Source organism: Alteromonas sp. KUL150 (assembly GCF_009811475.1).
GTDB classification, from domain to species: Bacteria; Pseudomonadota; Gammaproteobacteria; order Enterobacterales; family Alteromonadaceae; genus Alteromonas; species Alteromonas gracilis.
This window is the reverse complement of sequence record NZ_BLIJ01000039.1, coordinates 62,813-84,863: the sequence shown is the minus strand read 5'-3', so window position 1 is coordinate 84,863 and position 22,051 is coordinate 62,813. Positions and strand designations below refer to the sequence as shown.

The 22,051-nt window shown below is 43.6% G+C and carries 19 protein-coding genes; 12 read left to right on the top strand and 7 right to left on the bottom strand.

Annotated elements, in window-relative coordinates; translation table 11 throughout:
* Position 1 precedes the first annotated feature (1 nt).
* Positions 2 to 1,111: a DNA-processing protein DprA gene (dprA, locus tag GVO62_RS09535; RefSeq protein WP_159118808.1), complete on the bottom strand. Its 1,110-nt coding sequence runs from the start codon at positions 1,109 to 1,111 to the stop codon at positions 2 to 4.
* A 39-nt stretch (positions 1,112 to 1,150) separates the two neighbouring features.
* Positions 1,151 to 2,224 (bottom strand): LysM peptidoglycan-binding domain-containing protein, encoded by a 1,074-nt coding sequence (locus tag GVO62_RS09530; protein WP_159118806.1) that lies wholly within the window; start codon positions 2,222 to 2,224, stop codon positions 1,151 to 1,153.
* 216 nt (positions 2,225 to 2,440) lie between these two features.
* Here GVO62_RS09530 and def point away from each other — a divergent pair, with 216 nt between their 5' ends.
* The 4 genes from def to trkA all read left to right on the top strand — a co-directional run bounded on the left by def (position 2,441) and on the right by trkA (position 6,677).
* Positions 2,441 to 2,950, top strand: coding sequence for a peptide deformylase (def, locus tag GVO62_RS09525; RefSeq protein ID WP_159118805.1), 510 nt, complete (start codon positions 2,441 to 2,443; stop codon positions 2,948 to 2,950).
* An 8-nt stretch (positions 2,951 to 2,958) separates the two neighbouring features.
* Positions 2,959 to 3,909 (top strand): methionyl-tRNA formyltransferase, encoded by a 951-nt coding sequence (gene fmt / locus GVO62_RS09520; protein WP_159118803.1) that lies wholly within the window; start codon positions 2,959 to 2,961, stop codon positions 3,907 to 3,909.
* 2 nt (positions 3,910 to 3,911) lie between these two features.
* A complete protein-coding gene (rsmB, locus tag GVO62_RS09515; protein WP_159118801.1) occupies positions 3,912 to 5,231 on the top strand; it encodes a 16S rRNA (cytosine(967)-C(5))-methyltransferase RsmB in 1,320 nt (439 codons plus the stop codon).
* Between the two features lie 66 nt (positions 5,232 to 5,297).
* Positions 5,298 to 6,677, top strand: coding sequence for a Trk system potassium transporter TrkA (gene trkA, locus GVO62_RS09510; RefSeq protein WP_105932370.1), 1,380 nt, complete (start codon positions 5,298 to 5,300; stop codon positions 6,675 to 6,677).
* 157 nt (positions 6,678 to 6,834) lie between these two features.
* Here trkA and GVO62_RS09505 read toward each other — a convergent pair whose 3' ends face one another.
* Positions 6,835 to 8,286: a TrkH family potassium uptake protein gene (locus GVO62_RS09505; RefSeq protein WP_159118799.1), complete on the bottom strand. Its 1,452-nt coding sequence runs from the start codon at positions 8,284 to 8,286 to the stop codon at positions 6,835 to 6,837.
* Between the two features lie 294 nt (positions 8,287 to 8,580).
* Positions 8,581 to 9,234, bottom strand: a complete 654-nt coding sequence (gene elbB / locus GVO62_RS09500; RefSeq protein ID WP_159118797.1) for an isoprenoid biosynthesis glyoxalase ElbB — start codon at positions 9,232 to 9,234, stop codon at positions 8,581 to 8,583.
* A gap of 421 nt (positions 9,235 to 9,655) precedes the next feature.
* On the opposite strand from elbB, the gene polA reads away from it, so the two are divergent.
* Positions 9,656 to 12,448 carry a DNA polymerase I gene (gene polA / locus GVO62_RS09495; RefSeq protein ID WP_159118795.1) on the top strand — a complete coding sequence of 931 codons (2,793 nt, stop codon included), beginning with the start codon at positions 9,656 to 9,658 and terminating at the stop codon, positions 12,446 to 12,448.
* A 387-nt stretch (positions 12,449 to 12,835) separates the two neighbouring features.
* Here polA and yihA read toward each other — a convergent pair whose 3' ends face one another.
* The gene (gene yihA / locus GVO62_RS09490; protein WP_159118794.1) at positions 12,836 to 13,471 is read right to left on the bottom strand and encodes a ribosome biogenesis GTP-binding protein YihA/YsxC; all 636 of its coding nucleotides are present in this window, start codon (positions 13,469 to 13,471) and stop codon (positions 12,836 to 12,838) included.
* A 174-nt stretch (positions 13,472 to 13,645) separates the two neighbouring features.
* Between yihA and GVO62_RS09485 the strand changes: the two genes are divergently transcribed.
* From GVO62_RS09485 to GVO62_RS09470, 4 genes are all read left to right on the top strand, one after another.
* Positions 13,646 to 14,269, top strand: coding sequence for a c-type cytochrome (locus GVO62_RS09485; protein WP_159118792.1), 624 nt, complete (start codon positions 13,646 to 13,648; stop codon positions 14,267 to 14,269).
* A 354-nt stretch (positions 14,270 to 14,623) separates the two neighbouring features.
* Positions 14,624 to 15,271: a class I SAM-dependent methyltransferase gene (locus GVO62_RS09480; RefSeq protein ID WP_159118790.1), complete on the top strand. Its 648-nt coding sequence runs from the start codon at positions 14,624 to 14,626 to the stop codon at positions 15,269 to 15,271.
* A gap of 126 nt (positions 15,272 to 15,397) precedes the next feature.
* On the top strand, positions 15,398 to 15,901 hold the full coding sequence (yihI, locus tag GVO62_RS09475; RefSeq protein WP_105932377.1) for a Der GTPase-activating protein YihI: 504 nt from the start codon (positions 15,398 to 15,400) through the stop codon (positions 15,899 to 15,901).
* A gap of 18 nt (positions 15,902 to 15,919) precedes the next feature.
* A complete protein-coding gene (locus GVO62_RS09470) occupies positions 15,920 to 16,381 on the top strand; it encodes a DUF2489 domain-containing protein (protein WP_105932378.1) in 462 nt (153 codons plus the stop codon).
* A gap of 160 nt (positions 16,382 to 16,541) precedes the next feature.
* On the opposite strand, the gene GVO62_RS09465 is transcribed toward GVO62_RS09470, so the two are convergent.
* A complete protein-coding gene (locus GVO62_RS09465; protein WP_159118788.1) occupies positions 16,542 to 17,150 on the bottom strand; it encodes a DNA-3-methyladenine glycosylase I in 609 nt (202 codons plus the stop codon).
* A 146-nt stretch (positions 17,151 to 17,296) separates the two neighbouring features.
* On the opposite strand from GVO62_RS09465, the gene glyQ reads away from it, so the two are divergent.
* The 3 genes from glyQ (at position 17,297) to GVO62_RS09450 (ending at position 20,814) form a co-directional block, all read left to right on the top strand.
* The gene (gene glyQ / locus GVO62_RS09460; RefSeq protein WP_025257136.1) at positions 17,297 to 18,202 is read left to right on the top strand and encodes a glycine--tRNA ligase subunit alpha; all 906 of its coding nucleotides are present in this window, start codon (positions 17,297 to 17,299) and stop codon (positions 18,200 to 18,202) included.
* Positions 18,203 to 18,204: 2 nt separating this feature from the next.
* On the top strand, positions 18,205 to 20,283 hold the full coding sequence (glyS, locus tag GVO62_RS09455; protein WP_159118786.1) for a glycine--tRNA ligase subunit beta: 2,079 nt from the start codon (positions 18,205 to 18,207) through the stop codon (positions 20,281 to 20,283).
* Between the two features lie 87 nt (positions 20,284 to 20,370).
* Positions 20,371 to 20,814, top strand: a complete 444-nt coding sequence (locus GVO62_RS09450; protein WP_236547115.1) for a hypothetical protein — start codon at positions 20,371 to 20,373, stop codon at positions 20,812 to 20,814.
* 82 nt (positions 20,815 to 20,896) lie between these two features.
* Here the strand turns inward: GVO62_RS09450 and GVO62_RS09445 are convergent, their stop codons facing one another.
* Positions 20,897 to 22,036 carry a hypothetical protein gene (locus GVO62_RS09445; protein ID WP_159118784.1) on the bottom strand — a complete coding sequence of 380 codons (1,140 nt, stop codon included), beginning with the start codon at positions 22,034 to 22,036 and terminating at the stop codon, positions 20,897 to 20,899.
* Between the last annotated feature and the right edge of the window lie 15 nt (positions 22,037 to 22,051).

Genomic DNA, 22,051 nt, shown 5'->3' with positions numbered 1-22,051 from the left:
ATTATTTTCCCCTCAATTTAACGTAACCACCAGGGACAGCAGCTACTAAACCACGCAACTCATATTCTAATAATGATGCCATTGCTTGCGATACAGATAAGGCATTGCGCTGGGCTATGACATCAATAGCGGTGATGTCATAATCCACACTAGCTAATAATTTATCGGTTGCCAAGCTATTCGCTGCACTTTTTTCGTCTTGTTCATCTATGCCTAAGCTTATTTGCTCGGGATAAACCTCAATTTCTTCGAGAATATCGTTGCTAGTAGTTACTAATTTTGCGCCTTGCTGGATTAACCAGTGGCAACCTTCCGAATACGCGTGAAAGATATTTCCTGGCACAGCGAATACTTCTCGCCCAAGATCTGCGGCCAAATTTGCAGTTATCAAGGTACCGCTTTTAATTTTTGCCTCTACCACTAAGGTTCCAAGAGATAATGCCGCAATTATTCGATTGCGACGAGGAAAGTGCCAAGGCTTAGGTCCCTGCCCGGGGAAAAACTCTGTAATGCTTAACCCCCCATTATGGTTAATGTCATTAAGTATCTGGATATTTTTAGCTGGATAAACTTTATCAGGCCCAGTCCCCATAACTGCAATGGTGCCTGTGCTCCCTGCCATAGCGCCTTGGTGTGCAGCGCTATCTATTCCCATTGCGAGACCACTCGTCACTACCACTCCGTTATTAGATAAGCTCAGAGAAAAGTCATTGGCAATTTGTTTGCCTTGATGACTGGCTCGCCGACTACCTACCACTGCGATTTGTTTTTGCCCTAACAGTTCTAAATTGCCGGTAGCAAATAATACGAATGGCGGGCTGTCCAGTTGCTTGAGTAACGCTGGATAAAATGGCGAGTCTACGGTGATGATATGTCTATTTTGACCGGCTTCTTTCCATTTGAACGCAGCATCGACATACGGTTGTGATATTTGACCGATAAGCGCTTTTGTCTTTTCGCAAAGGGCTGTGTTTTCTTTTAAAAGCTCATGGGGAGAAAGCTGGTAGCGCTCCAGCACTTCTAGCCAACTCTTTGGCGAAACGCTCTGTGCAGAAGCAAGTTTAACCCACGGTAACTGCGTACTATCGGGGGGTGTTAGCTGTAAGTTCATCATCGCTCCTTAGTGAGCGACAATGAACTTAAAAAAGCATTAAGGTTTCGCCACTATGAAGCCGCGCTTAATTCCTTTATTCGCTCGCGTTATTAATCCATAACTTGCCGCATCAAATGTTTTAAATACTACGACTTCGCCAACTTTGAGTGCGGGCTGTGATACCGTATCGATAAACCATTCTCCGCCGCTTCTTGCGCCAGGCTCATCGACATAGCGCGGGCTTTCTTCGTCAATAATAGCTGGCCCTTGAGCGTAAACTCCCAAGACGGTACCAGGAGAAACATCTACGGAGCCCAAGTCGAGGATGACAACATCGTACTTACCAAGCAAATCGTATTCATGTAAGTCGCCAACTACTGCTCCTCTTTGCGATTTAGCTGGAACCAATTCAAAGCTATCGGGATGGTCGAACCCACCCGCCATTAGCTTATCGCCACGCTTTGCTTCCTGATCCGCATCGTCAATAAAAAGCAACATACTATCGTCAGCTTGCCCATTTTCTACCAACGAAGCCGAAGATACGTGAGTAACTTGAATACCCAATATTTCTCCGTCTAGATTTTTTATAGTAGCGTGCTTTCTCACTACCCTAAACTGATCGTCAGTACTGAATTGCTGTTGACTGAGGACAAAATCGTCCGAAGCAAATCTCACGTTTCCGTCTTGATTGCCCAACAACTTAGGCAATGCTTTATAGGCGCCTTCTTCAAGAAGCATGTGCTGCCTGATAAACGGAGAGAGCGTTGTCCAAGAGAGGACGTCTACCGGCTTTGGTTTAAGGCGTCTGTCTGTGGATGGTGAAAGTTTGTAAGTGGGTTTGTCTCGTTTCACCGTTAAAACAGGCTCACCATCAACAAAACCAACAACAATTACATCGCCTGGATAGATTAAGTGAGGGTTATCTATTTGCGTATTGGTACGCCATAACTCAGGCCAGAGCCAAGGTTCGTTTAAGAAGATATTTGCTATAGCCCAAAGTGTATCCCCACGCTTCACCGTATAGGTTTCCGGTGCTGTCTCTTTGAGCTGAAGCGCAAATGCAGGTAACGACAACAATGCACAAATAAGTAATATTGCGCCGCGGCGAGCGCCTATTAATCGTTTTTTCAAATTAACCACCTGCAAATTATTCACTATCTCTTTTTGTTGCTTTTTCGCACAATAGCACTATATCGGCAAAAGTTGTTATTCTTATAGGTCTTCGGCAAAAAACTGCACGAAAGTAACCGATATACGTTAGAATAGTAACTTAATAGGCACTGTAAAGCGTGCTGGCAATTAGATCGTATATGAATTTATACAGCGAAAAGGTGAAGTAAGCGAGAAATGGCAATTTTAGACGTATTAAGTTTTCCTGATGAGCGTCTTCGTACGGTAGCTAAACCCGTCGAAGAGGTTAACGACGAAATTAAACAACTGGTATCGGATATGTTCGAAACCATGAAAGACGAGAACGGAATTGGCCTTGCAGCTACGCAAGTTAACCGCCATGTTCAAGTTGTTGTAATGGACGTATCAGAAGATCAAAACGAGCCACGCGTATTTATTAACCCTGAAATTATTCGTAAAGAAGGCTCGACAATTAGTGAAGAAGGTTGCTTATCTGTGCCGGGCAACTACGCCAAAGTAGAGCGAGCAGAAGCGATTACCGTTAAAGCTTTAGATCAAAATGGCGAGTCGTTTGAGCTAGATGCTGAAGGGCTGTTGGCCATTTGTATCCAGCACGAACTCGATCATTTAAAGGGTAAGTTGTTTATCGACTATCTTTCCCCTCTCAAGCGCCAACGCATTCGCAAAAAGCTTGAGAAAGAAGCACGTCTTGCAGCTAAAGCTTAAGGATTAACGTGACAGCGCCATTGAAAGTCATTTTTGCCGGTACTCCGGATTTTGCAGCTAAACATTTATCGGCACTACTTGATAGTGAGCACGAGGTTGTTGCGGTTTACACACAGCCAGACAGACCTGCCGGACGTGGTAAAAAGCTAACAGCCAGCCCTGTTAAAGTACTTGCAGAAGAAAGTAACATTCCTGTTTACCAACCCCACTCTTTAAAAGTCGAAGATGCACAGCAAGAACTTGCTGCCCTTAACGCCGACTTAATGGTTGTTGTTGCCTATGGTCTGTTACTCCCAACGGCGGTGCTTAATGCGCCGAGACTCGGATGTATCAATGTACACGGTTCAATTTTGCCTAAGTGGCGCGGTGCAGCGCCAATTCAACGTGCTATATGGGCAGGAGATGCTGAAACCGGTGTAACTATAATGCAGATGGACGAAGGCTTGGACACAGGTGACATGCTATACATTGCAACGTTGCCCATTGCTGCTAACGATACTAGCGCGACCATGTACGACAAACTTGCCGAACTTGGACCTAAAGCCTTGGTAGATGTAGTCAATGACTTCGAAAGTTATTCTCCTACGAAGCAAGATGATACACAGGCAACCTACGCCAAGAAGCTGTCTAAAGAAGAAGCCTTAATTGATTGGTCTGATGACGCCGAACAGATTGAACGCAATATTCGAGCGTTTAATCCATGGCCCGTAGCTTGGATGCAGGTTGAAGACCAAAATGTAAAAGTGTGGGCTGCCAATGTGGTTACCCTCCCTAATAAAACTTCTCCCGGAACTATCGTTAGCGCGAATAAAGAAGGTATTACTGTTGCTACTGGACGGGACGCGCTTTGTATTACATTGCTTCAGATCCCTGGTAAGAAAGCGCTCCCTGCCTCTGACGTAATCAATGCTCGCAAAGCTTGGTTTGAAGTAGGTCGTTGTCTGACACAAACGGATTAAACGTGAAACCACTACCTCTACCGAAACAAAAAAACTTACGTGCCGATTGTGCGTGGGTTATCTATCAAATCTTAGAGCAAGGTAAATCATCTCGAGAGTGTTTAGAGCGCGTTCAACGCAGGCACAATGCAAGAGATAATGCATGGTTACAGGAAATGTCGCTGGGAGTAATGCGTCGTCTTCCAATACTGCAGCATTGGCTCAGAACCCTGCTCGATAGACCTTTAAAGGGTAACAAAAAAGTCGTTGAGCATTTGATTCTTCTTGGCCTCTATCAGCTTAATTTTTCTCGAGTAAGCAAGCATGCGGCGGTAGGTGAAACGGTGGCCGCAGCGTCGTATTTAAATGCTTCCGGGCTTAAAGGCTTAGTGAACGCAGTGCTACGTAATTTTCAGCGTGAAGAGCTTGCTTGCAAACCAGTTGATGATGCCATCATTAATAGTGGCCTGCCCAAGTGGCTGTATAAGGCGATAGAAGAGGCCTACGATGCTGATGCAGATCACGTGCGAAATGAAACAAACGCAATGGCCCCTATTTGGCTTCGCGTTAATACGCTTCAAACATCCTTAACAGCTTTCACTGAAGCACTTGATGGCGCCGGGGTTCAATACACGCTGAGCGATCAGCATTCAGATGCGATCATACTTACCAACAGAGAAGACATCACCGCCCTGCCTGGCTTTGAAAAAGGCCACTTTGCAGTACAAGATGGTGCGGCTCAGTTAGCGGTACATTATTTAAAGCCGCAGACAAATGAACGTATTTTAGATTGTTGCGCTGCGCCCGGCGGGAAAACAGGTCATATTGTAGAGCGCGAACCAAACACCGAATATGTATTGGCTTTGGATGCGGATGCCAGCCGTCTTAAACGCGTCGAAGAAAACATGACACGGCTTAAGCATCAGGTTGATATTAAACAAGGGGACGCTGCTGCCCCTGATTCATGGTGGGACGGTAAGCTGTTCGATAGAATTTTGCTGGACGCACCTTGTTCTGCCACAGGTGTTATTCGTCGCCATCCGGATATTCGCTGGTTACGTAAAGCCAATGATATAGATAATCTCGCGCAGCTGCAGCGCCGTATTTTGGATACTCTGTGGGGGCTACTAAAGCCCGGCGGTACCCTGCTTTATGCTACGTGCTCCATTTTGCCAAAAGAAAACGCAACGCAAATAGCGCAGTTTTTATCAGATACTCCCGATGCAATGTTGTCGCCGATAACGAAAACCGAAACTCCTGAAAAACCTGGTCGCCAAATTAAACCAGGTGAACAACAAATGGATGGTTTCTATTATGCGAGACTGGTAAAGTCGGCAGAATGAGAGCTCAATAGTTGTGCAATATCATAAACGTAAGACCGGCACGAATACGAAGGCAAAATAATAACAATGAAAATCATCATTTTGGGTGCAGGACAAGTAGGTGGCACGCTTGCTGAAAACCTCGTCGGTGAGAATAACGAAATTACCGTTATCGATTCAGACCCTACCATACTGCGTGGACTTCAAGACCGACTTGATCTGCAAGTAGTGACTGGTGTGGGGTCACACCCTGATGTACTGCGTAAAGCCGGCGCAGAAGACGCCGATATGTTGATAGCAGTGACCAACAGTGATGAAAGTAACATGTTGGCCTGCCAGGTAGCTTACAGCTTGTTCAAAACCCCTACCAAGATTGCCCGTGTACGTTCTGAGCAATACATCATCTATCAAGAGCAGCTTTATAAGCAGCAAGATATTCCCGTTGATCATATTATTGCGCCAGAACAACTGGTCACTAAAGCCATCAAACGTCTTATTGACTATCCAGGTGCGCTTCAAGTGGTTGAGTTTGCTGACGGTAAGGCGAGCTTGGTTGCAGTAAAAGCCTACTATGGTGGTTTGTTAGTCGGACACGCTCTATCTGCACTTAAAGACCATATGCCTAACGTAGAAACTCGCGTTGCTGCCATATATAGGCGGGGCCGTCCTATTCGTCCATTAGGAACAACCGTGATAGAGGCTGACGACGAAGTTTTCTTTATTGCAGCGACTAAACATATTCGTGCAGTGATGAGCGAGCTTCAAAAGCTTGAGTCTAGCTATAAGCGAATTATGATTGCAGGCGGTGGATTGATTGGTGCAGGTTTAGCCAAAAAGCTAGAGCATAACCACAATGTAAAGCTGATTGAATATAGCCCAGAGCGGGCGAAGTACCTTTCCGCCAATTTAGATAAAACCATCGTTTTCAGTGGCGATGCCTCTGACCCAGAGCTACTTAGTGAAGAAAACATTGAACAGGTAGACGCTTTCATCGCCGTTACTAACGATGATGAGGCGAATATAATGTCAGCAATGCTAGCAAAACGCATGGGGGCACAAAAAGCCATGGTGCTTATTCAGCGAAGCGCCTATGTAGACTTGGTTCAAGGAGGCGAAATAGATATTGCCTTTTCACCTCAGCAAGCCACCATTTCCGCCCTATTAACCCACGTGCGTCGCGGTGACATTGTTAACGTTTACTCGTTAAGACGCGGCGCCGCTGAGGCCATTGAAGCCATTGCACATGGTGATGAAAATACCTCTAAGGTCGTTGGAAAACAAATCGGTGATATTAAGTTACCACCAGGCACCACCATTGGTGCTATTGTTCGCGACGATCAGGTAATAATCGCGCACAGCGACACAAAAATAGAAGCTAACGACCACATTATCTTGTTCTTAGTTGATAAAAAATACATTGGTGATGTGGAAAAGCTGTTCCAGCCAAGCGCTTTTTTCTTTGGCTAGTGCAGTGCATAAGGAAGTGAATTCAACACGCGGATTAATACTAATAACAGTGTTATTAGAGGCGGTAAAATAGCGTTAAAACAAATTTTACGGCACGCACAAAAAGGCGCTACTCATCGCCCTTTCTCTTAACTTGGATGCGCTATGAACTTTCAAATTAACTACGCCAAAACGTAGGAGAAAACAGCACCAGAAGCGAGAACACTTCCAATCGTCCAAATACCATAGCCGTTACCAGGATCCATTTCCCAGCATCGCTAACATCAGCATAATTCGCAGCGACACTGCCAAGTCCTGGACCTAAGTTATTCAACATCGCAGCTGTTGCGGTAAACGCGCTTAGATTGTCGAGACCAGTGGCAATCAAACCAATCATTATTATCACAAAGACCACAGCATAAGCCGAGAAAAACCCCCACACGGCCTCCACGACTCTATCAGGCATCGCTCGGTCACCGAGCTTTACGCTGTACACGGCTTTAGGATGAATTAGCCTGTCAACTTCTCGCTTACCTTGTAAGAAAAGTAAGCACACCCGTACGACTTTTAAACCGCCACCCGTTGAGCTTGCGCACCCACCAATAAAGCTAGAAAAAATAAGCATGATGGGTAGAAACGTTGGCCACACAGAGAAATCTGTTGTTGCAAAACCTGCCGTGGTGCTGATTGACACCGCTTGAATCATAGCTTGGTCGAGAGCTTGCTCCGCTGAACTATAGTAGCCTGAAAGCGTAAGCACTAAAAAGCAAATGCCGATAAGCGACGCTTGAATAATAAAGAACGCTTTAAATTCAGGATCTTTAAAGTAACCTTTTATTGACCGTGAGCTCACCGCTGCATAATGGAGCGAAAAGTTAAGCGCTGCGATAAGTAAAAAGACCGTACAGACTACATTTACTACAGGGCTGTTAAAATAACCCAAGCTGGCGTCATGATTTGAAAAACCACCAATAGCGACGGTGGAAAAGGCGTGGCAAATAGAGTCAAAAACACTCATCCCTGCTAGCCAATATGCACCAGCACATGCAATAGTGATTGAAAGATAAATGTACCATAAATGCTTTGCTGTATCGGCTATGCGTGGTGTCATCTTATTGTCTTTCACAGGGCCCGGCGTTTCAGCTCGGTAGAGCTGCATGCCCCCCACACCTAAGATAGGCAGAATTGCTACGGCAAGTACGATGATACCCATACCACCTAGCCATTGTAGCTGCTGCCGGTAAAATTGTACTGAGTGCGGCAGAAAGTCTATTCCCTCTATAACCGTTGCGCCAGTGGTTGTTAAGCCTGAGAAAGACTCAAAGAAAGCATCGGTTATTGTCATACTTGGTTGTTCTAGCAAAATTAGCGGGATTGCCCCCACACTGGCTAGTACTGTCCAGAAAAGCGCAACGATAAGGAAACCTTCACGGGCCCTTAAATCATTTTTTTGCTGACGATTGGGATACCACAGCGCCATACCGCCAATAACGCACAATATAAATGCGAGGGTGAAAGGAAGGCCGCTGCCATCTTGATAAACTAACGACACGATAGCAGGTGGGATCATGGTTACGCTAAAGAGCGCAATCAGTAATCCAAGTATTCGTATAATGGCACGGTAGTGCATTTTTTATTAAGCCTTTGTTCTTATAACGGCGCAATCGTTTCAGTGTGTCTTTGAACAATACCAAAGAGCATCTCACTCCAAGGCCAATGATTCTTTACTATGCATTTTTTAGCATGTTATGCCGTTTGGGTTGGATGAATGTTTAAAAACACTATCAGAAACATTCATCTCGCTATAGTTTGAGCTTAAGCGATGGTCGAGAGTATAGAGTTTTGATTATAAGGCGATTATCTATACGGGGAAACCTTTGTCTCCCCTTATCACTTTACTATGCAAATACAGATGGTACAGATATCATTTCATGGCAAGGACGGTACTCACCATTTTACTGATACTCGCATGAGCTTCGCTAATGCTATTTGCCATCATGTATGCTGGTGTTGTAACGAGTTTAGCGTCGTTATCTACCACCACTTCATCAACGGCACAATCGACGTGACAAGCACCTAACGCATTTAAGCCCTCAGCTGTATCTTTATCGCTACCTATCGTCATCTTTGTTTGATTGCCATATACTTTTGCGGCAAGCGCTGGTGCAATACATGCGTATGCTGCGGGCTTTTTCGCTCGAGCGAAGGCTTTACAAACGTTGAGTACGTCTTCATTGAACGCACAGTTTTTGCCGTCTACAGCAAAAGTACACAGGTTCTTTGCAGCACCAAAGCCGCCGGGTAAAATAAGCACATCAAATGCATTTACGTTGCATTCAGCTATCGATTTTATATTTCCTCTAGCAATACGCGCTGACTCAACTAAAACATTACGTGTTTCACCTTCGGCAACCTCTCCCGTAAGGTGATTGATTACGTGTAGTTGTTCCACATCAGGTGCGAAGCATTGATAAGAAGCCCCCTCTTGCTCAATGGCTAAAAGCGTTAATACCGCTTCATGCAACTCAGCTCCGTCGAATACGCCACTTCCACTTAAAATCACGGCTACTTGCTTCATATTATTCTCCTAGGCGACATGCCATCTACTTATAAAAAAATTGGCTATTAAACACGCAATTGCTCAAAAAAAGTTCTTAATAATACGTATATACAATGTTAATGGTTATGCTACATTACTTGGCCAACTTGGTTAAACCAAAAATAAACGTTCACCAAGTTATCCACATAAAATGGAATGTTTAGTAGCAGGTATGCTGTTTTCACACCTTTGTCTCATTCCCTTATTTTTCTTGATTTGAAAGGTGATCTTTAATTTGACAAAGATCATCTGGATCACTGTGTCTTAAACTTTAGATCACAATGTTATCCACAGGCTAATAACGATCCGCTCTCCATCTTAATCTTCCTTCATTATATGGCGATCTAATCAAGGCTGTGGCATCCTTGCGCTCATATTGTATATTGGAAAAACGTCATCTATGCCTGACTCTAAAAAGCCCCCATTTATTCTTGTCGATGGATCGTCATATCTATTTCGCGCCTTTCACGGGCTTCCGCCGCTGACAAACTCAAAAGGTCAAGACACAGGTGCTATTTATGGCGTTGTGAACATGCTTAAAAGCTTGATCAAACAATACAATCCTACCCATATGGCGGTAATTTTTGACGCCAAGGGCAAAACGTTTCGCGATGATATTTATAAAGAGTACAAAGCGAATCGCCCTCCCATGCCGGATGAGCTTAGAAGTCAGATCGAGCCTTTACACACCATCATTAAAGCAATGGGCTTACCTGTCATTGTAGAGTCAGGCGTTGAAGCCGATGACGTGATTGGCACGTTAGCAAAACACGCTACTGAAAAGGGTATAGAAACCCTGATCAGTACGGGTGATAAAGATATGGCACAGTTGGTTAACGAACACGTTACTCTGATCAATACCATGACGAACCAGATTATGGACGTTGAAGGAGTGAATACTAAGTTTGGTATTCCACCGGAACTCGTGATCGATTTTCTAGCCCTTAAAGGTGATAAAGTTGATAACATCCCGGGCGTCCCGGGTGTAGGTGATAAAAGCGCCCAAGCTTTGCTAAACGGTATTGGCGGCATTGACGACATCTATAAGAATTTAGATAAGATTGCCGATCTTTCCTTTAGAGGTAGCAAGTCAATGGCTGCTAAAATGGAAGAGTATGAGGAACAAGCTCGCCTTTCCTATACACTTGCCACTATCAGTGTTGATCTAGACTTAGAGTATGATGTCGAAACACTGATGCCTTGCCAGGCAGACAACGAACAGCTTCGCGATCTGTTTGCAGAATATGAATTTAAGCGCTGGCATGCCGAAGTGAGTGCACTGGTTGCGGGGGGTGATACATCAAACACCCCAAGTACAAATGCTAACGATAACGACGACAACGAAGAAGAAAGTGGTTCTTCGCTCTCTGTCGAGATTGATAAGTCAAAATACGAAACCGTACTTGATAAGGACCGCTTTAATGAGTGGGTTGATAAATTAGCGAAAGCCGAATTAATTGCTTTTGATACCGAAACCACCAGCCTGAACTACATGGATGCAGAGATAGTTGGCGTGTCGTTCTGTATTGAAGAAGGCGAAGCTGCTTACGTGCCTGTTGCCCATGATTATCCCGACGCACCAGTACAATTATCAAGAGAATTTGTACTGGATGCCTTGAAGCCTATTTTGGAATCAGACCAAGTAATAAAAGTAGGCCAGCACATTAAATATGATAAGAATGTTTTAGCTAACTACGACATTACGTTAAACGGCATAGGCTTCGACACTATGCTTGAAAGCTATGTACTGAACAGTACTGCACAGCGCCACGATATGGACTCACTCGCCCTCGCCTACCTTGGCCATAAAACGATTCATTTTGAAGAGATTGCAGGCAAAGGTGCTAAACAGCTCACGTTTAACCAAATTAATCTTGATGAAGCTGGGCCTTATGCCGCAGAAGACGCCGATATCACCCTTCGATTACACAATGCAATTTGGAGTAAGTTGAAGGATATTCCTGAGCTTAAAAATCTACTGATAGATGTTGAAGTTCCCCTTGCCTGTGTTCTTTCTCGAATGGAGCAAGAAGGAGTTTTAATTGACAGTCAAAGACTGCGTCAACAAAGCCAAGACCTTGCTACACGTATTGCTGAACTTGAAAACGAGGTGCATGAAGAAGCCGGTGAACCATTTAACCTAGGTTCAACCAAACAGCTTCAGCATGTTCTTTTTGAAAAGATGTCGCTACCTGTAATTAAAAAGACACCTAAAGGCGCGCCGTCCACGTCTGAAGATGTACTACAAGAGCTTGCGCTAGAATACCCACTTCCAAAAAAGATTATGGAATATCGCGGCTTAACAAAACTCAAGAATACCTATACCGATAAGCTACCGAAAATGATCAATCACCGCACAGGTCGAGTGCATACGTCTTATCATCAAGCGGTAACGGCAACAGGGCGCCTTTCATCAACGGATCCTAATTTACAAAACATTCCTATTCGCAATGAAGAAGGTCGTCGCGTACGTCAGGCGTTTGTTCCAAGGGAAGGAAATAAGTTTGTCGCAGCTGACTACTCTCAAATTGAGCTGCGTATTATGGCGCACCTGTCTGGCGATAAAGGTCTTCTAGATGCGTTTGCTAACGGTAAGGATATCCATAAGGCAACGGCTGCTGAAGTATTTGGTGTGCCATTAGAAGACGTGACAACAGAGCAGCGACGCAGTGCAAAAGCGATTAACTTTGGTCTTATTTATGGAATGAGCGCGTTTGGTTTATCGAAACAACTTAATATTCCACGTAATGAAGCACAAAAATACATGGATCTCTACTTTGAACGCTATCCTGGTGTACTTGAATACATGGATTCAACCCGTGAGACCGCAAAAGAAAAAGGCTATGTAGAAACTGTATTTGGTCGTAGGCTTTATTTGCCAGATATTAAAGCAAGTAATGGAGCCCGTAGAAAAGGAGCTGAACGCGCCGCAATCAATGCTCCGATGCAGGGGACAGCAGCAGATATCATTAAGATGGCAATGATTAAGGTAGATGACTGGATAAGAAAAAATGCATCTGACGATGTCACTATGATGATGCAAGTACACGATGAACTGGTTTTTGAAATTAAAGAGGACAAAGTAGATGCTTATGTTTCTACTATTACTTCGCTAATGGAAAGTGCCGCTACGTTAAATGTGCCACTTGTTGTAGAAGCAGGCGTGGGCGAAAACTGGGACGAGGCGCACTAATTCGGTAATTAGATTACAGTTTTAACAGTGAAATGTAAGAATACGCTTCACTATTTGGTAATTTAATTACATAACACCCTTGCCTTTTCTGTGCGTTGTTGTAATATTACGCATGTAGGGTACAGAGGTGAGAAAGCTGTTTTCAAACCTTTGCTTTAACCCCGACAGTTTTGTCGGGGTTTTTTTATGTCTGCAGAAAAGTAATAATTTTTAATTATCAGTGATTTAAAAATTTAAAAATAATTTTTTTAACTTTTTCTGAACTTCTCTATTTCTGGCTACTCTATATCTACGGTTTTTATGTGTTTTCTCTCAGTTTACGCCTCGCACTTCGCGGGGCGTTCTTTTTTCAAACACACGACTTTGTTATCAAGATAGCAAAAGTTATCACTCCCCTTCGCTGTCAGACTCTTCACCACTTTCATTTTTATTTAAACCGAACCATGTATCTAAAATGCGCTCTAGTTCTGGTAAACCATGTTTATTTAGTGACGAGAAGGTTTGTACGGTTACATCGCCCATGAACGCCATTGCGGCCTCACGAGCCATAAGATGCTGTGCTTTTCGCTTGCCGCTTTTTAATTTGTCAGCTTTTGTAAGTAGTGCCAATACTGGTATATCTGACGCTACAGCCCAATGAATAAGGTCTTGGTCTAAATCTTTAAATGGATGACGAATGTCCATCAGCACTACCAAACCTTTAAGCGATTTACGCTTCTGTAAGTACTCGCCCAGTGATGCCTGCCATTTCTTTTTCATTGCCACAGGAACTTTGGCAAAGCCGTAGCCAGGTAAGTCCACTAGACGAAGTTCTTCCTCTAATTCAAATACGTTGATTAATTGGGTTCGACCTGGCGTCTTACTCGTTCTCGCTAAGTTTCTTTGACGAGTAAGGGTATTAAGTGCGCTTGATTTCCCTGCATTAGAACGACCCGCGAAGGCGACTTCAATGCCAGTGTCATTTTTCAAGTGACGAATGTCTGGTGCACTCGTAAAGAATTTTGCTTTGGTGTAGTACGACATCTAGAATAACCTCAACATGCGTCACAACCTTTGGTTTACAGTTATTTAATGAATAAACCAGCTAAAAACCATAGTTTTATCATGGAATAGGTTTTTCTGACGCGTTAAATGTGTAAAATACGCATGATATCACGTATATCACGCGAGCCGTTGGATCCATTTAAGAGATTTATTATGAAAAAACTGTGTTTGTTGGTATGTATGTCTTTAGGTTTAAGCGCGACTGCGATAGCAGAAGGCGATGCCGAGGCAGGAAAAGCGAAATCTGCAGTATGTGCAGCCTGTCATGGCCCTGATGGCAACAGCATGATTGACATGAACCCAAAACTTGCTGGCCAGCATGAGAAGTACATCGTTAAACAATTAACCGAATTTAAGCTAGCCTCTCAAACGGGCGGTGAAGAAGGTCGTAACAACGCTGTTATGAACGGTATGGCTGCTCCTCTTTCAGAACAAGACATGAAAGACTTAGCGGCTTACTTCTCGAGTCAAGAGCCAAAAGCCGGCGAAACACCTGAGCAGTACGTTGAAGCTGGACGTACACTTTACCAAGGCGGCGACGAGTCGAGAGGCGTAACAGCGTGTATCGCATGTCACGGACCGAAAGGTAACGGTATGGGCTTAGCTGGCTTCCCTGATATCAGCGGTCAACACGCAACTTACACAGCCTCACAGCTTAAAGCATTCCGTTCAGGTCAGCGTCATAACGACATGAATGGCATGATGCGTGATATCGCAATGAAATTAACCGATGAAGATATCGAGATTTTATCTAACTATATCGCGGGCTTACACTAAGCGTGACCGTTTTTAAACATTGTTGTTAAAATTTTGTTACCGAAAAAGTTGTATTTTGAAATTATTCGTGTAATCTAACGGCGTAGTTTGTAGGGGCCTTTGAAAACCTACAGGCTAAATAACAAGAATAATAATAAAAATGCAGCATGGAAGACAGGATAAAGAGCCACGAGGGCCAAAAACAACAATACAGCTCTGCTAACAAAAAAAATAAGGGGAGCACAGCTAGGGAAGCCAGATACACATAGATGTGTATAACGGGAGAGGTGTCATTGACACTCATACAATGCAAGGTGATGGTGAAAACCATCACCTTTTTCTTTTTCTAGTACTTCTTAAATTACCCGCTTTTTTATGTCTTGCCCTTTATGTTTAAGCTCTACACCACCGTCTCATTATCACAGTGATAAAAAACGTGACTACCTTCAATGCCACCATTGCAGCTTAGTCTATGTTTCTCCTGATTACTTACCATCTAAAGAGCAGGAAAAACAAGAATATGATCTGCATGAAAATAATTTTGAAGACGAAGGTTACAAAAAGTTTTTAAGAAAGCTTGTGACGCCCTTAACCCCCATTATCAAAGAGTTAAGCAGCGAAGAATTACGAGGATTAGATTTCGGTTGTGGCCCTGCCCCAGTTTTAGCAAGCATGCTAGAAGATGAAGGTATTCAAATGAACACTTACGACCCCTTCTATGCCAATACGCCTCAAGCGCTAGAACAACACTACAACATCATTACGTGTACAGAAGCTATAGAGCACTTTCATACTCCTCATAAGGAATGGGCATTGCTTACCACACTTCTAGCCTCCGAAGGTGTACTTGCCATTATGACAAAACGGGTGATTGATAAAGCGCGCTTTGCTAATTGGCACTATAAGAATGATATAACTCACGTTAGTTTTTTCAGTGTGGCTACCTTCGAGTTTTTAGCGCGTAGAGATGGGTTAGATGTCAGTTTTCCGGAAAACGATGTCGTTTTAATGAGAAAACGCTAGAGCGAAACATCGAATACTTAAACTTGTGTGTATTGATTTTCGACTGCTAACCCAAAGATCAATACGTAGGCACGAATTCGCGCTATAATAGCGTTGTTTTTTCACTCTCTTTGTTATTTGGAAATTATGGCACGTTCAAAGAAATCTCGTAAAGTCGGCTTGATCGGCGTTCGAAAAGATCCTGACTTTAAACCTAGCGAAAACCGCAAATCTGACTCGCCTCGCCCGAAAAAGCACAAAGGCAAGCCTGCTGGTAATCGCCACAATGTTGAACAGAAAAAAGTGACTGGCAAAAAGAGTGCAGAGAATAAAGATCCTCGCCACGGCAGTAAAAAGCCTATTCAGCTCGTTAAATCTGTCACTCCAACACCCGTTCAAAAGAAAAAGTTCGCTACACCAGCACAAGAGTTGGCTGCGCTAGAGGCTGACCAACGCCTATCTGACTTACTCGATAAGCTTGATGACGACAAACCATTGACTCGAGAACAACAGGCTTATGTTGATGAAAAGATGGCCCGTCACCGTATTCTTTGCGATTTACTTGGCATAGTCGAAGAGGACGATGAAGACGATGATATGGATCCGTTTGACGATTTAGACGCTATTAACATTGACGACTTCAAGCATTAATAAGAACGGGAAGAATTCATGCTTTGGGCAGTACTTTCAGGCATAGCACTATTAATTATTGTTGGATTGGGTTTTTATGCAGGTAAGCTGCTGTTCCTTTTGAAACAGCAGAAGGCACGTCAGGAGGCCGCAAGGCAATCTAGGATAGCCAATATCACCGACAGTATTATTGTTATTGCTAAAGCGATGGATCAGCAACAGTGCGATTTATCGGAAGGCGTTATCCGCATAGTGAACTTGCTGAATGCGCTGCCAATTAAAACACCACCAGATTTTAAGGCGCAGTATCCTCAGATTTATGCGCTTTTTGCTGAAATAAGTGGGTTTGCGGTTTTAGAAGAGAGGCAAAAGCTGCCTAAAAGCGAACGTAGAAAGCAGGATGTAGCCCGAGAGCAAATCGAGTCGGAGTACGAGTCAAAAGTGTTAGCAGAGCTTCCTCCTTTGCAAACCTATTGCCAAACACTTATGACAAATAAATAAATCTGTTGGGCACGTATTCTCGTTTTTTGAAAATTGGCCGATGCGCAGACTGCGTGCGGTCAATGTCTTATACCAGTCCGTATAGATAATAGGCAAAACTCTCTCCTTTTATTAACGCTATTGCTCTTCAACGACGTCTGATGAATTGATGTAGCTGATGTCATTTAACAGCGAGCTGGCAAGTTTGCTCATAACAATGGCATTTTACTTCATGATCGTTAACCATACCTACGGCCTGCATAAACGCATAGCAAATCGTTTCACCTACAAAATTAAACCCGCGTTTTTTTAATGCTTTTGACATCGCCTTCGACGCCTGCGTATAGGTTGGCGCTTTCTTGGAATCGCTCCATGCATTGATAACGGTACGTCCCTCAGTGAACTGCCAAATAAATTCACTAAACGGCTGTGTTTCTTCTATGGTAAGAAACCCCTTGGCATTTTTGATAATCGACTCTATTTTCAGCCTATTTCTTATTATCCCACTATCAAGCATAAGCCTATCGACATCGGAAGATCCCATTAAAGCTATTTTTTCAGGGTCAAACTGGTGAAACGCGCGCTCAAAATTCTGCTGTTTTTTTAAGATAGTCAGCCAAGATAAACCGGCCTGTTGACCATCAAGACATAACTTGGCAAAAAGTGCGCGACTGTCCAACTCCGGTACCCCCCATTCGTTATCGTGGTAAACAAGATAGATAGGATCGTTGCTCACCCAGCCACATCGATGTAAAGGTGTTTTTTTGTGTGTTTTCTTTTGGTTTGACATGAATGAAGATTAAATCCTTGCTGTGAACAGGCAATTGGGCTTTATTCGTAACGTTTTTTCACCCTTTACACCTACATACTATGCCTCACAAATTGTATACTATCCCACCTTTATTTTTAGTCAGATAACCAATAAGCAGCGGATGTATGCAGAAATACGATATTAAGACCTTCCAAGGGTTGATCCTTGCGCTTCAAGATTACTGGGCGCGTCAGGGCTGCGTTATTATTCAGCCTCTGGATATGGAAGTGGGTGCAGGTACATTTCACCCTATGACGTTTTTACGTTCTTTGGGTCCAGAGCCAATGAGTAGCGCCTATGTTCAACCATGCCGCCGACCTACTGATGGTCGATACGGCGAAAACCCAAACCGCTTACAGCATTATTATCAGTTCCAAGTAATGCTCAAGCCTTCGCCTGATAACATTCAGGAGTTGTATTTGGGCTCTTTGAAAGAGTTAGGTTTTGATCCGTTAGTTCACGACATTCGCTTTGTTGAAGATAACTGGGAATCGCCAACGCTAGGTGCATGGGGTCTTGGTTGGGAAGTATGGCTAAACGGTATGGAAGTCACTCAGTTTACTTACTTCCAACAAGTAGGTGGGATCGAATGTAAGCCAGTAACCGGTGAAATTACCTACGGTCTTGAGCGACTCGCCATGTACGTGCAAGGCGTAGATAGTATCTATGATTTGGTTTGGACCGACGGCCCTATGGGTAAAGTTACCTATGGTGATGTTTTCCACCAGAACGAAGTTGAGCAGTCGACGTATAACTTCGAACATGCCAACGTTGAAGCCTTGTTTAGAACTTTCGACGAATGCGAAGCAGAAAGCAAAAAGCTGATCGAAAACAACCTACCTTTACCTGCTTACGAGCAAGTAATGAAGGCGTCTCACGCATTTAATTTACTTGATGCCCGTCATGCTATCTCCGTTACCGAGCGTCAGCGCTATATACTTCGTGTTAGAACCTTAGCTAAAGCCTGTGCAGAAAGTTATTACCAAGCGCGTGAAGCATTAGGCTTCCCACTATGTAACAAGGAGGCATAAGCGTGCGTACAGAAAATTGTTTAGTTGAATTAGGTACTGAAGAGTTACCACCGAAAGCGCTAAAATCTTTGGGTGAAGCCTTCGCCACACAGTTTGAATCAGCGCTAACACAAGCAGACCTAGACTTTGGCTCAGTTAGTTGGTTCGCAGCCCCTCGCCGTCTTGCTGTTTATGTTTCAGGCCTTGCCGAAGGTCAAGCCGACAAAGTGGTAGAAAAACGTGGCCCGGCAGTTTCGGCAGCATTTGATGCAGACGGAAATCCTACTAAAGCAGCTCAAGGCTGGGCGCGCGGTAATGGCATTGATGTAGCCGATGCAGAGCGTCTCGTCACTGATAAAGGTGAATGGTTACTTCACAAAGCTCAAGTTCCCGGACAATCAGTTGTTGAGCTACTAGAAGGGCTAATCAACCAGACAGTGAGCAAGCTGCCTATTCCAAAGCCAATGCGTTGGGGTAATTACAATACTCAGTTTATACGCCCTGTTCACACCCTTTGTGTGCTTTACGGTAGCGAAGTGGTTAACGTGTCAGTATTGGGGCTAACAAGCGACCGTGTTGTTCAAGGTCACCGCTTCCATGGCGACGGACGCTTTGAGCTCGATCATGCGGACAACTACGCTTCGGCTCTAGAACAGCAATATGTGCTTGCAGATTTTGAAGCGCGTAAAGATAAAGTACGTCAGCAATTAGAAGACGCAGCGCAAAGCTTGTCGCTTAAACCAGATTATAACGAAGACTTACTTGAAGAGATTGCGTCACTTGTTGAGTGGCCTGTTGTCCTTCAAGCTGGGTTTGATAAAGCTTTCCTAGAAGTGCCAAAAGAAGCCCTTATCTACACAATGAAAGACGACCAGAAATACGTGCCGCTTTTAGATAGTAACGGCGCGCTTTCTAACACTTTCTTGTTTGTTACCAACATTGAAAGTCGCGACCCTTCTCAGGTTGTTTCAGGTAACGAAAAAGTTATCCGCCCTCGCCTAGCAGATGCTGAGTTCTTCTTTAATAGTGATAAAAAGACAACGCTAGAGAGTCGCCTTCAGAGCTTAGAAACCGTGCTGTTCCAAAAGCAGCTTGGTACACTTAAAGAAAAATCTGAGCGTATATCTGCCCTCTCGGCGTTCATTGCTTCGCAAATCGATGCGAATGAAACCCAAGCAGCCCGTGCTGGTCTTCTTGCCAAAACAGACTTAATGTCGAACATGGTGATGGAGTTTCCAGATGTTCAGGGCGTTATGGGCAAATACTATGCGCTGAACGATGGTGAAGAAGCGCCTGTTGCAGAAGCGCTATATGAGCAATACATGCCGCGTTTTGCTGGTGATGCGCTACCTGGTTCAGGTGTTAGCGCATCGGTTGCGCTAGCTGACAAGCTAGATACATTAGTAGGTATCTTTGGTATTGGACAGCTACCGAAAGGTGATAAAGACCCTTTTGCGCTTCGTCGTGCCGCAATCGGTGTTTTACGAATTGTTACTGAGCTATCACTACCGTTAGATCTCGAAACCCTAGTAGGTAAAGCTATCGATGTATATGGCGATAAGTTAACCAATACTGATACCCAAACACAGGTTGTTGATTTTGTACTAGGTCGCTTCACTGCGCTTTTACAAGATCAAGCTATCGCCATTGACGTGATTCAAGCCGTGGCTGCCCGTCGTCCCACCAAGCCAGCTGATTACTTAGCCCGCGTTCATGCCGTAGATAAGTTCAGAGCATTGGATGAAGCTGAAGCACTAGCCGCCGCTAATAAGCGTGTAGCAAACATTCTTGCTAAGCAAAATGTAGAAGTGACAGATACTGTTAATATTGATGAATCACTATTAGTAGAAAATGCTGAAAAAGCGCTTTATACCGAGCTAAAAGCGGCACAGAAGGAAGTTCAAAGCGCTGTGCCTACAAAAGACTATACGCGCATATTAACTGCCCTCGCTACGCTGCGTAATGTAATCGATAATTTCTTCGATAACGTAATGGTAATGGCGGATGATGAAGCGGTTAAAAATAACCGACTTGCTTTGCTGTCGCTTTTAAGGCAACTTTTCCTTACTACCGCAGATATTTCAATTCTCGCGAAGTCATAAGTAAGCTAGTAAACGTTATTTCGTCTAGGACTACAAAAGACAAAAGGCCTAGCTTCAATGTTGGGCTTTTTCATAAATGGAGACGCTGTGAAAAAGTTATTAACTATTGCTTCTATGTGCATCGCTCTCTCTGCATGTTCAAGCAGTGGAAGCTTTAAGATCCCAGAGATAGCACCGGATGTCCCTCGCATTCAGTTTGAAAACATGTTTCTTAGAGGTGTATTTAACTGGTGGGAAGCCGATGCGAGCTACAAGTTCAAACGCTCAAGCTCAGGTTGGACTGTTGACGTTGAGCTCATTGCTGACGGCCAACCCTACGACTTTAGATTGTCAGATGCTAAATGGACGCCCTCACAGAGCTGTGGCGGCAAATATAAGGGTCAACCCGTAATGTTAGGCTCTACCGTTTATTTGGTCTGTGAGCAGGGCTCAGAGAACCTGCAATTCACCCCCTCTTCCACGGGAACCTATCGCTTTACGGCAACAGCGGCAAGTGCGGGAGAAGTCGCTTTGGTTGTTTCAAAGTTATAAACCCAATTAAGCTTTGGTAGAAAATTGACATATGCGTGAAAGGTTTCGTTTAAATAACCTTTCACGCGTTAAACGTGAGTGCTTAGAAAAATTCCATTTCAAGCTCGGCTAGTGCCATTACATCGTTATCGTTCTCAACGAAATATAAATCATATTTCACATCATCTAAGAAGACCTGCAAATAGTCGTCATAGCCCATAACTTCATCACCATACAATGCCATTATTTCTGAGCTAGGCTGTCCGCTATAATATTTCCCAAACTTCCAGTCTTGCAACTTTTCCTTATTTCTAAACACACTTTCATAAACAGAAAGTTTACTTAATTTTCCATAACTAAAGTTCAGTACAAGATTGTTACTATAAACTTGAATCACGTCGCCATTATCGGCATAAGCGTCATACACTGGCTGAAAGCCTTGTTCATTTAAACGCTCTAGAGTTATTGGTTCATCAGTTTTTCTTTGATTTTCAATAAACGTAATAACATTGCCGTATTCAGTAGCTGTCTCGCTTTTTCCGCTTGAATTTTTGATGAAGTCAATGTCTGTGTATCCATACTCAAAACCATTAACTAGCCGCTTCTTTTCACCGTTAATAATTTTCACATCTATTACGACGTCTAAGTGCACGCCATCTAGTTCTTCCAGAGACATTCGGTATGTGTTATTTTTTACTTGGTTTCCATTAGGCAGCTGTTTAAGTAGCTTTGCTTTACTTGTTTCATAGCCCACTTTTCCCTCTATTAGCCAGTCACTATTAAACCGATTATCAAAAGCAATAAGATTAGTAAGTGTTGTCGATACCCAGTGATTTTCAGTAGTAATTTTTTTGACTACGCCGTTTTGAGTCACAACCCAAAGATTTCTTCCATAAGAATAAAGCACTGTATTTTCGTCAGCACTATATGTTGACGTTGGTATGCCGAGGATTTTCAACATTTTTCCAGTGGTCTGATTTATCGCTAAGCCAAACACGCCGTTTTCAAGAGAAATGCTATTGTTTTGTAACGCAGGCTGGGACTTATTGATACTTGGTGTACGAGATATAGAAAACTTAATTTCCTCTTCAATGACTAGTAAGGTTTCGTTGGTTTTACCTTTTGCCTTAATCACCGTTTTATTTTCATTATCAACAATTTCGTATTTAGTTTGACCTAAAGCAGTGTCTATTCGAAGCGTGAGCACAATTACGCAGATTAACGCAATTACTGGTACTTTCATTAGAATTCCTTTTTA

What these genes read in the sequence shown, in the direction of transcription:
- dprA (WP_159118808.1), bottom strand. Translation starts at nt 1,111, where the DNA reads ATGAACTTACAGCTAACACCCCCCGATAGTACGCAGTTACCGTGGGTT.
- def (WP_159118805.1), top strand. Translation starts at nt 2,441, where the DNA reads ATGGCAATTTTAGACGTATTAAGTTTTCCTGATGAGCGTCTTCGTACG.
- trkA (WP_105932370.1), top strand. Translation starts at nt 5,298, where the DNA reads ATGAAAATCATCATTTTGGGTGCAGGACAAGTAGGTGGCACGCTTGCT.
- GVO62_RS09505 (WP_159118799.1), bottom strand. Translation starts at nt 8,286, where the DNA reads ATGCACTACCGTGCCATTATACGAATACTTGGATTACTGATTGCGCTC.
- elbB (WP_159118797.1), bottom strand. Translation starts at nt 9,234, where the DNA reads ATGAAGCAAGTAGCCGTGATTTTAAGTGGAAGTGGCGTATTCGACGGA.
- polA (WP_159118795.1), top strand. Translation starts at nt 9,656, where the DNA reads ATGCCTGACTCTAAAAAGCCCCCATTTATTCTTGTCGATGGATCGTCA.
- yihA (WP_159118794.1), bottom strand. Translation starts at nt 13,471, where the DNA reads ATGTCGTACTACACCAAAGCAAAATTCTTTACGAGTGCACCAGACATT.
- GVO62_RS09485 (WP_159118792.1), top strand. Translation starts at nt 13,646, where the DNA reads ATGAAAAAACTGTGTTTGTTGGTATGTATGTCTTTAGGTTTAAGCGCG.
- GVO62_RS09480 (WP_159118790.1), top strand. Translation starts at nt 14,624, where the DNA reads ATGTCTTGCCCTTTATGTTTAAGCTCTACACCACCGTCTCATTATCAC.
- yihI (WP_105932377.1), top strand. Translation starts at nt 15,398, where the DNA reads ATGGCACGTTCAAAGAAATCTCGTAAAGTCGGCTTGATCGGCGTTCGA.
- GVO62_RS09470 (WP_105932378.1), top strand. Translation starts at nt 15,920, where the DNA reads ATGCTTTGGGCAGTACTTTCAGGCATAGCACTATTAATTATTGTTGGA.
- GVO62_RS09465 (WP_159118788.1), bottom strand. Translation starts at nt 17,150, where the DNA reads ATGTCAAACCAAAAGAAAACACACAAAAAAACACCTTTACATCGATGT.
- glyQ (WP_025257136.1), top strand. Translation starts at nt 17,297, where the DNA reads ATGCAGAAATACGATATTAAGACCTTCCAAGGGTTGATCCTTGCGCTT.
- GVO62_RS09445 (WP_159118784.1), bottom strand. Translation starts at nt 22,036, where the DNA reads ATGAAAGTACCAGTAATTGCGTTAATCTGCGTAATTGTGCTCACGCTT.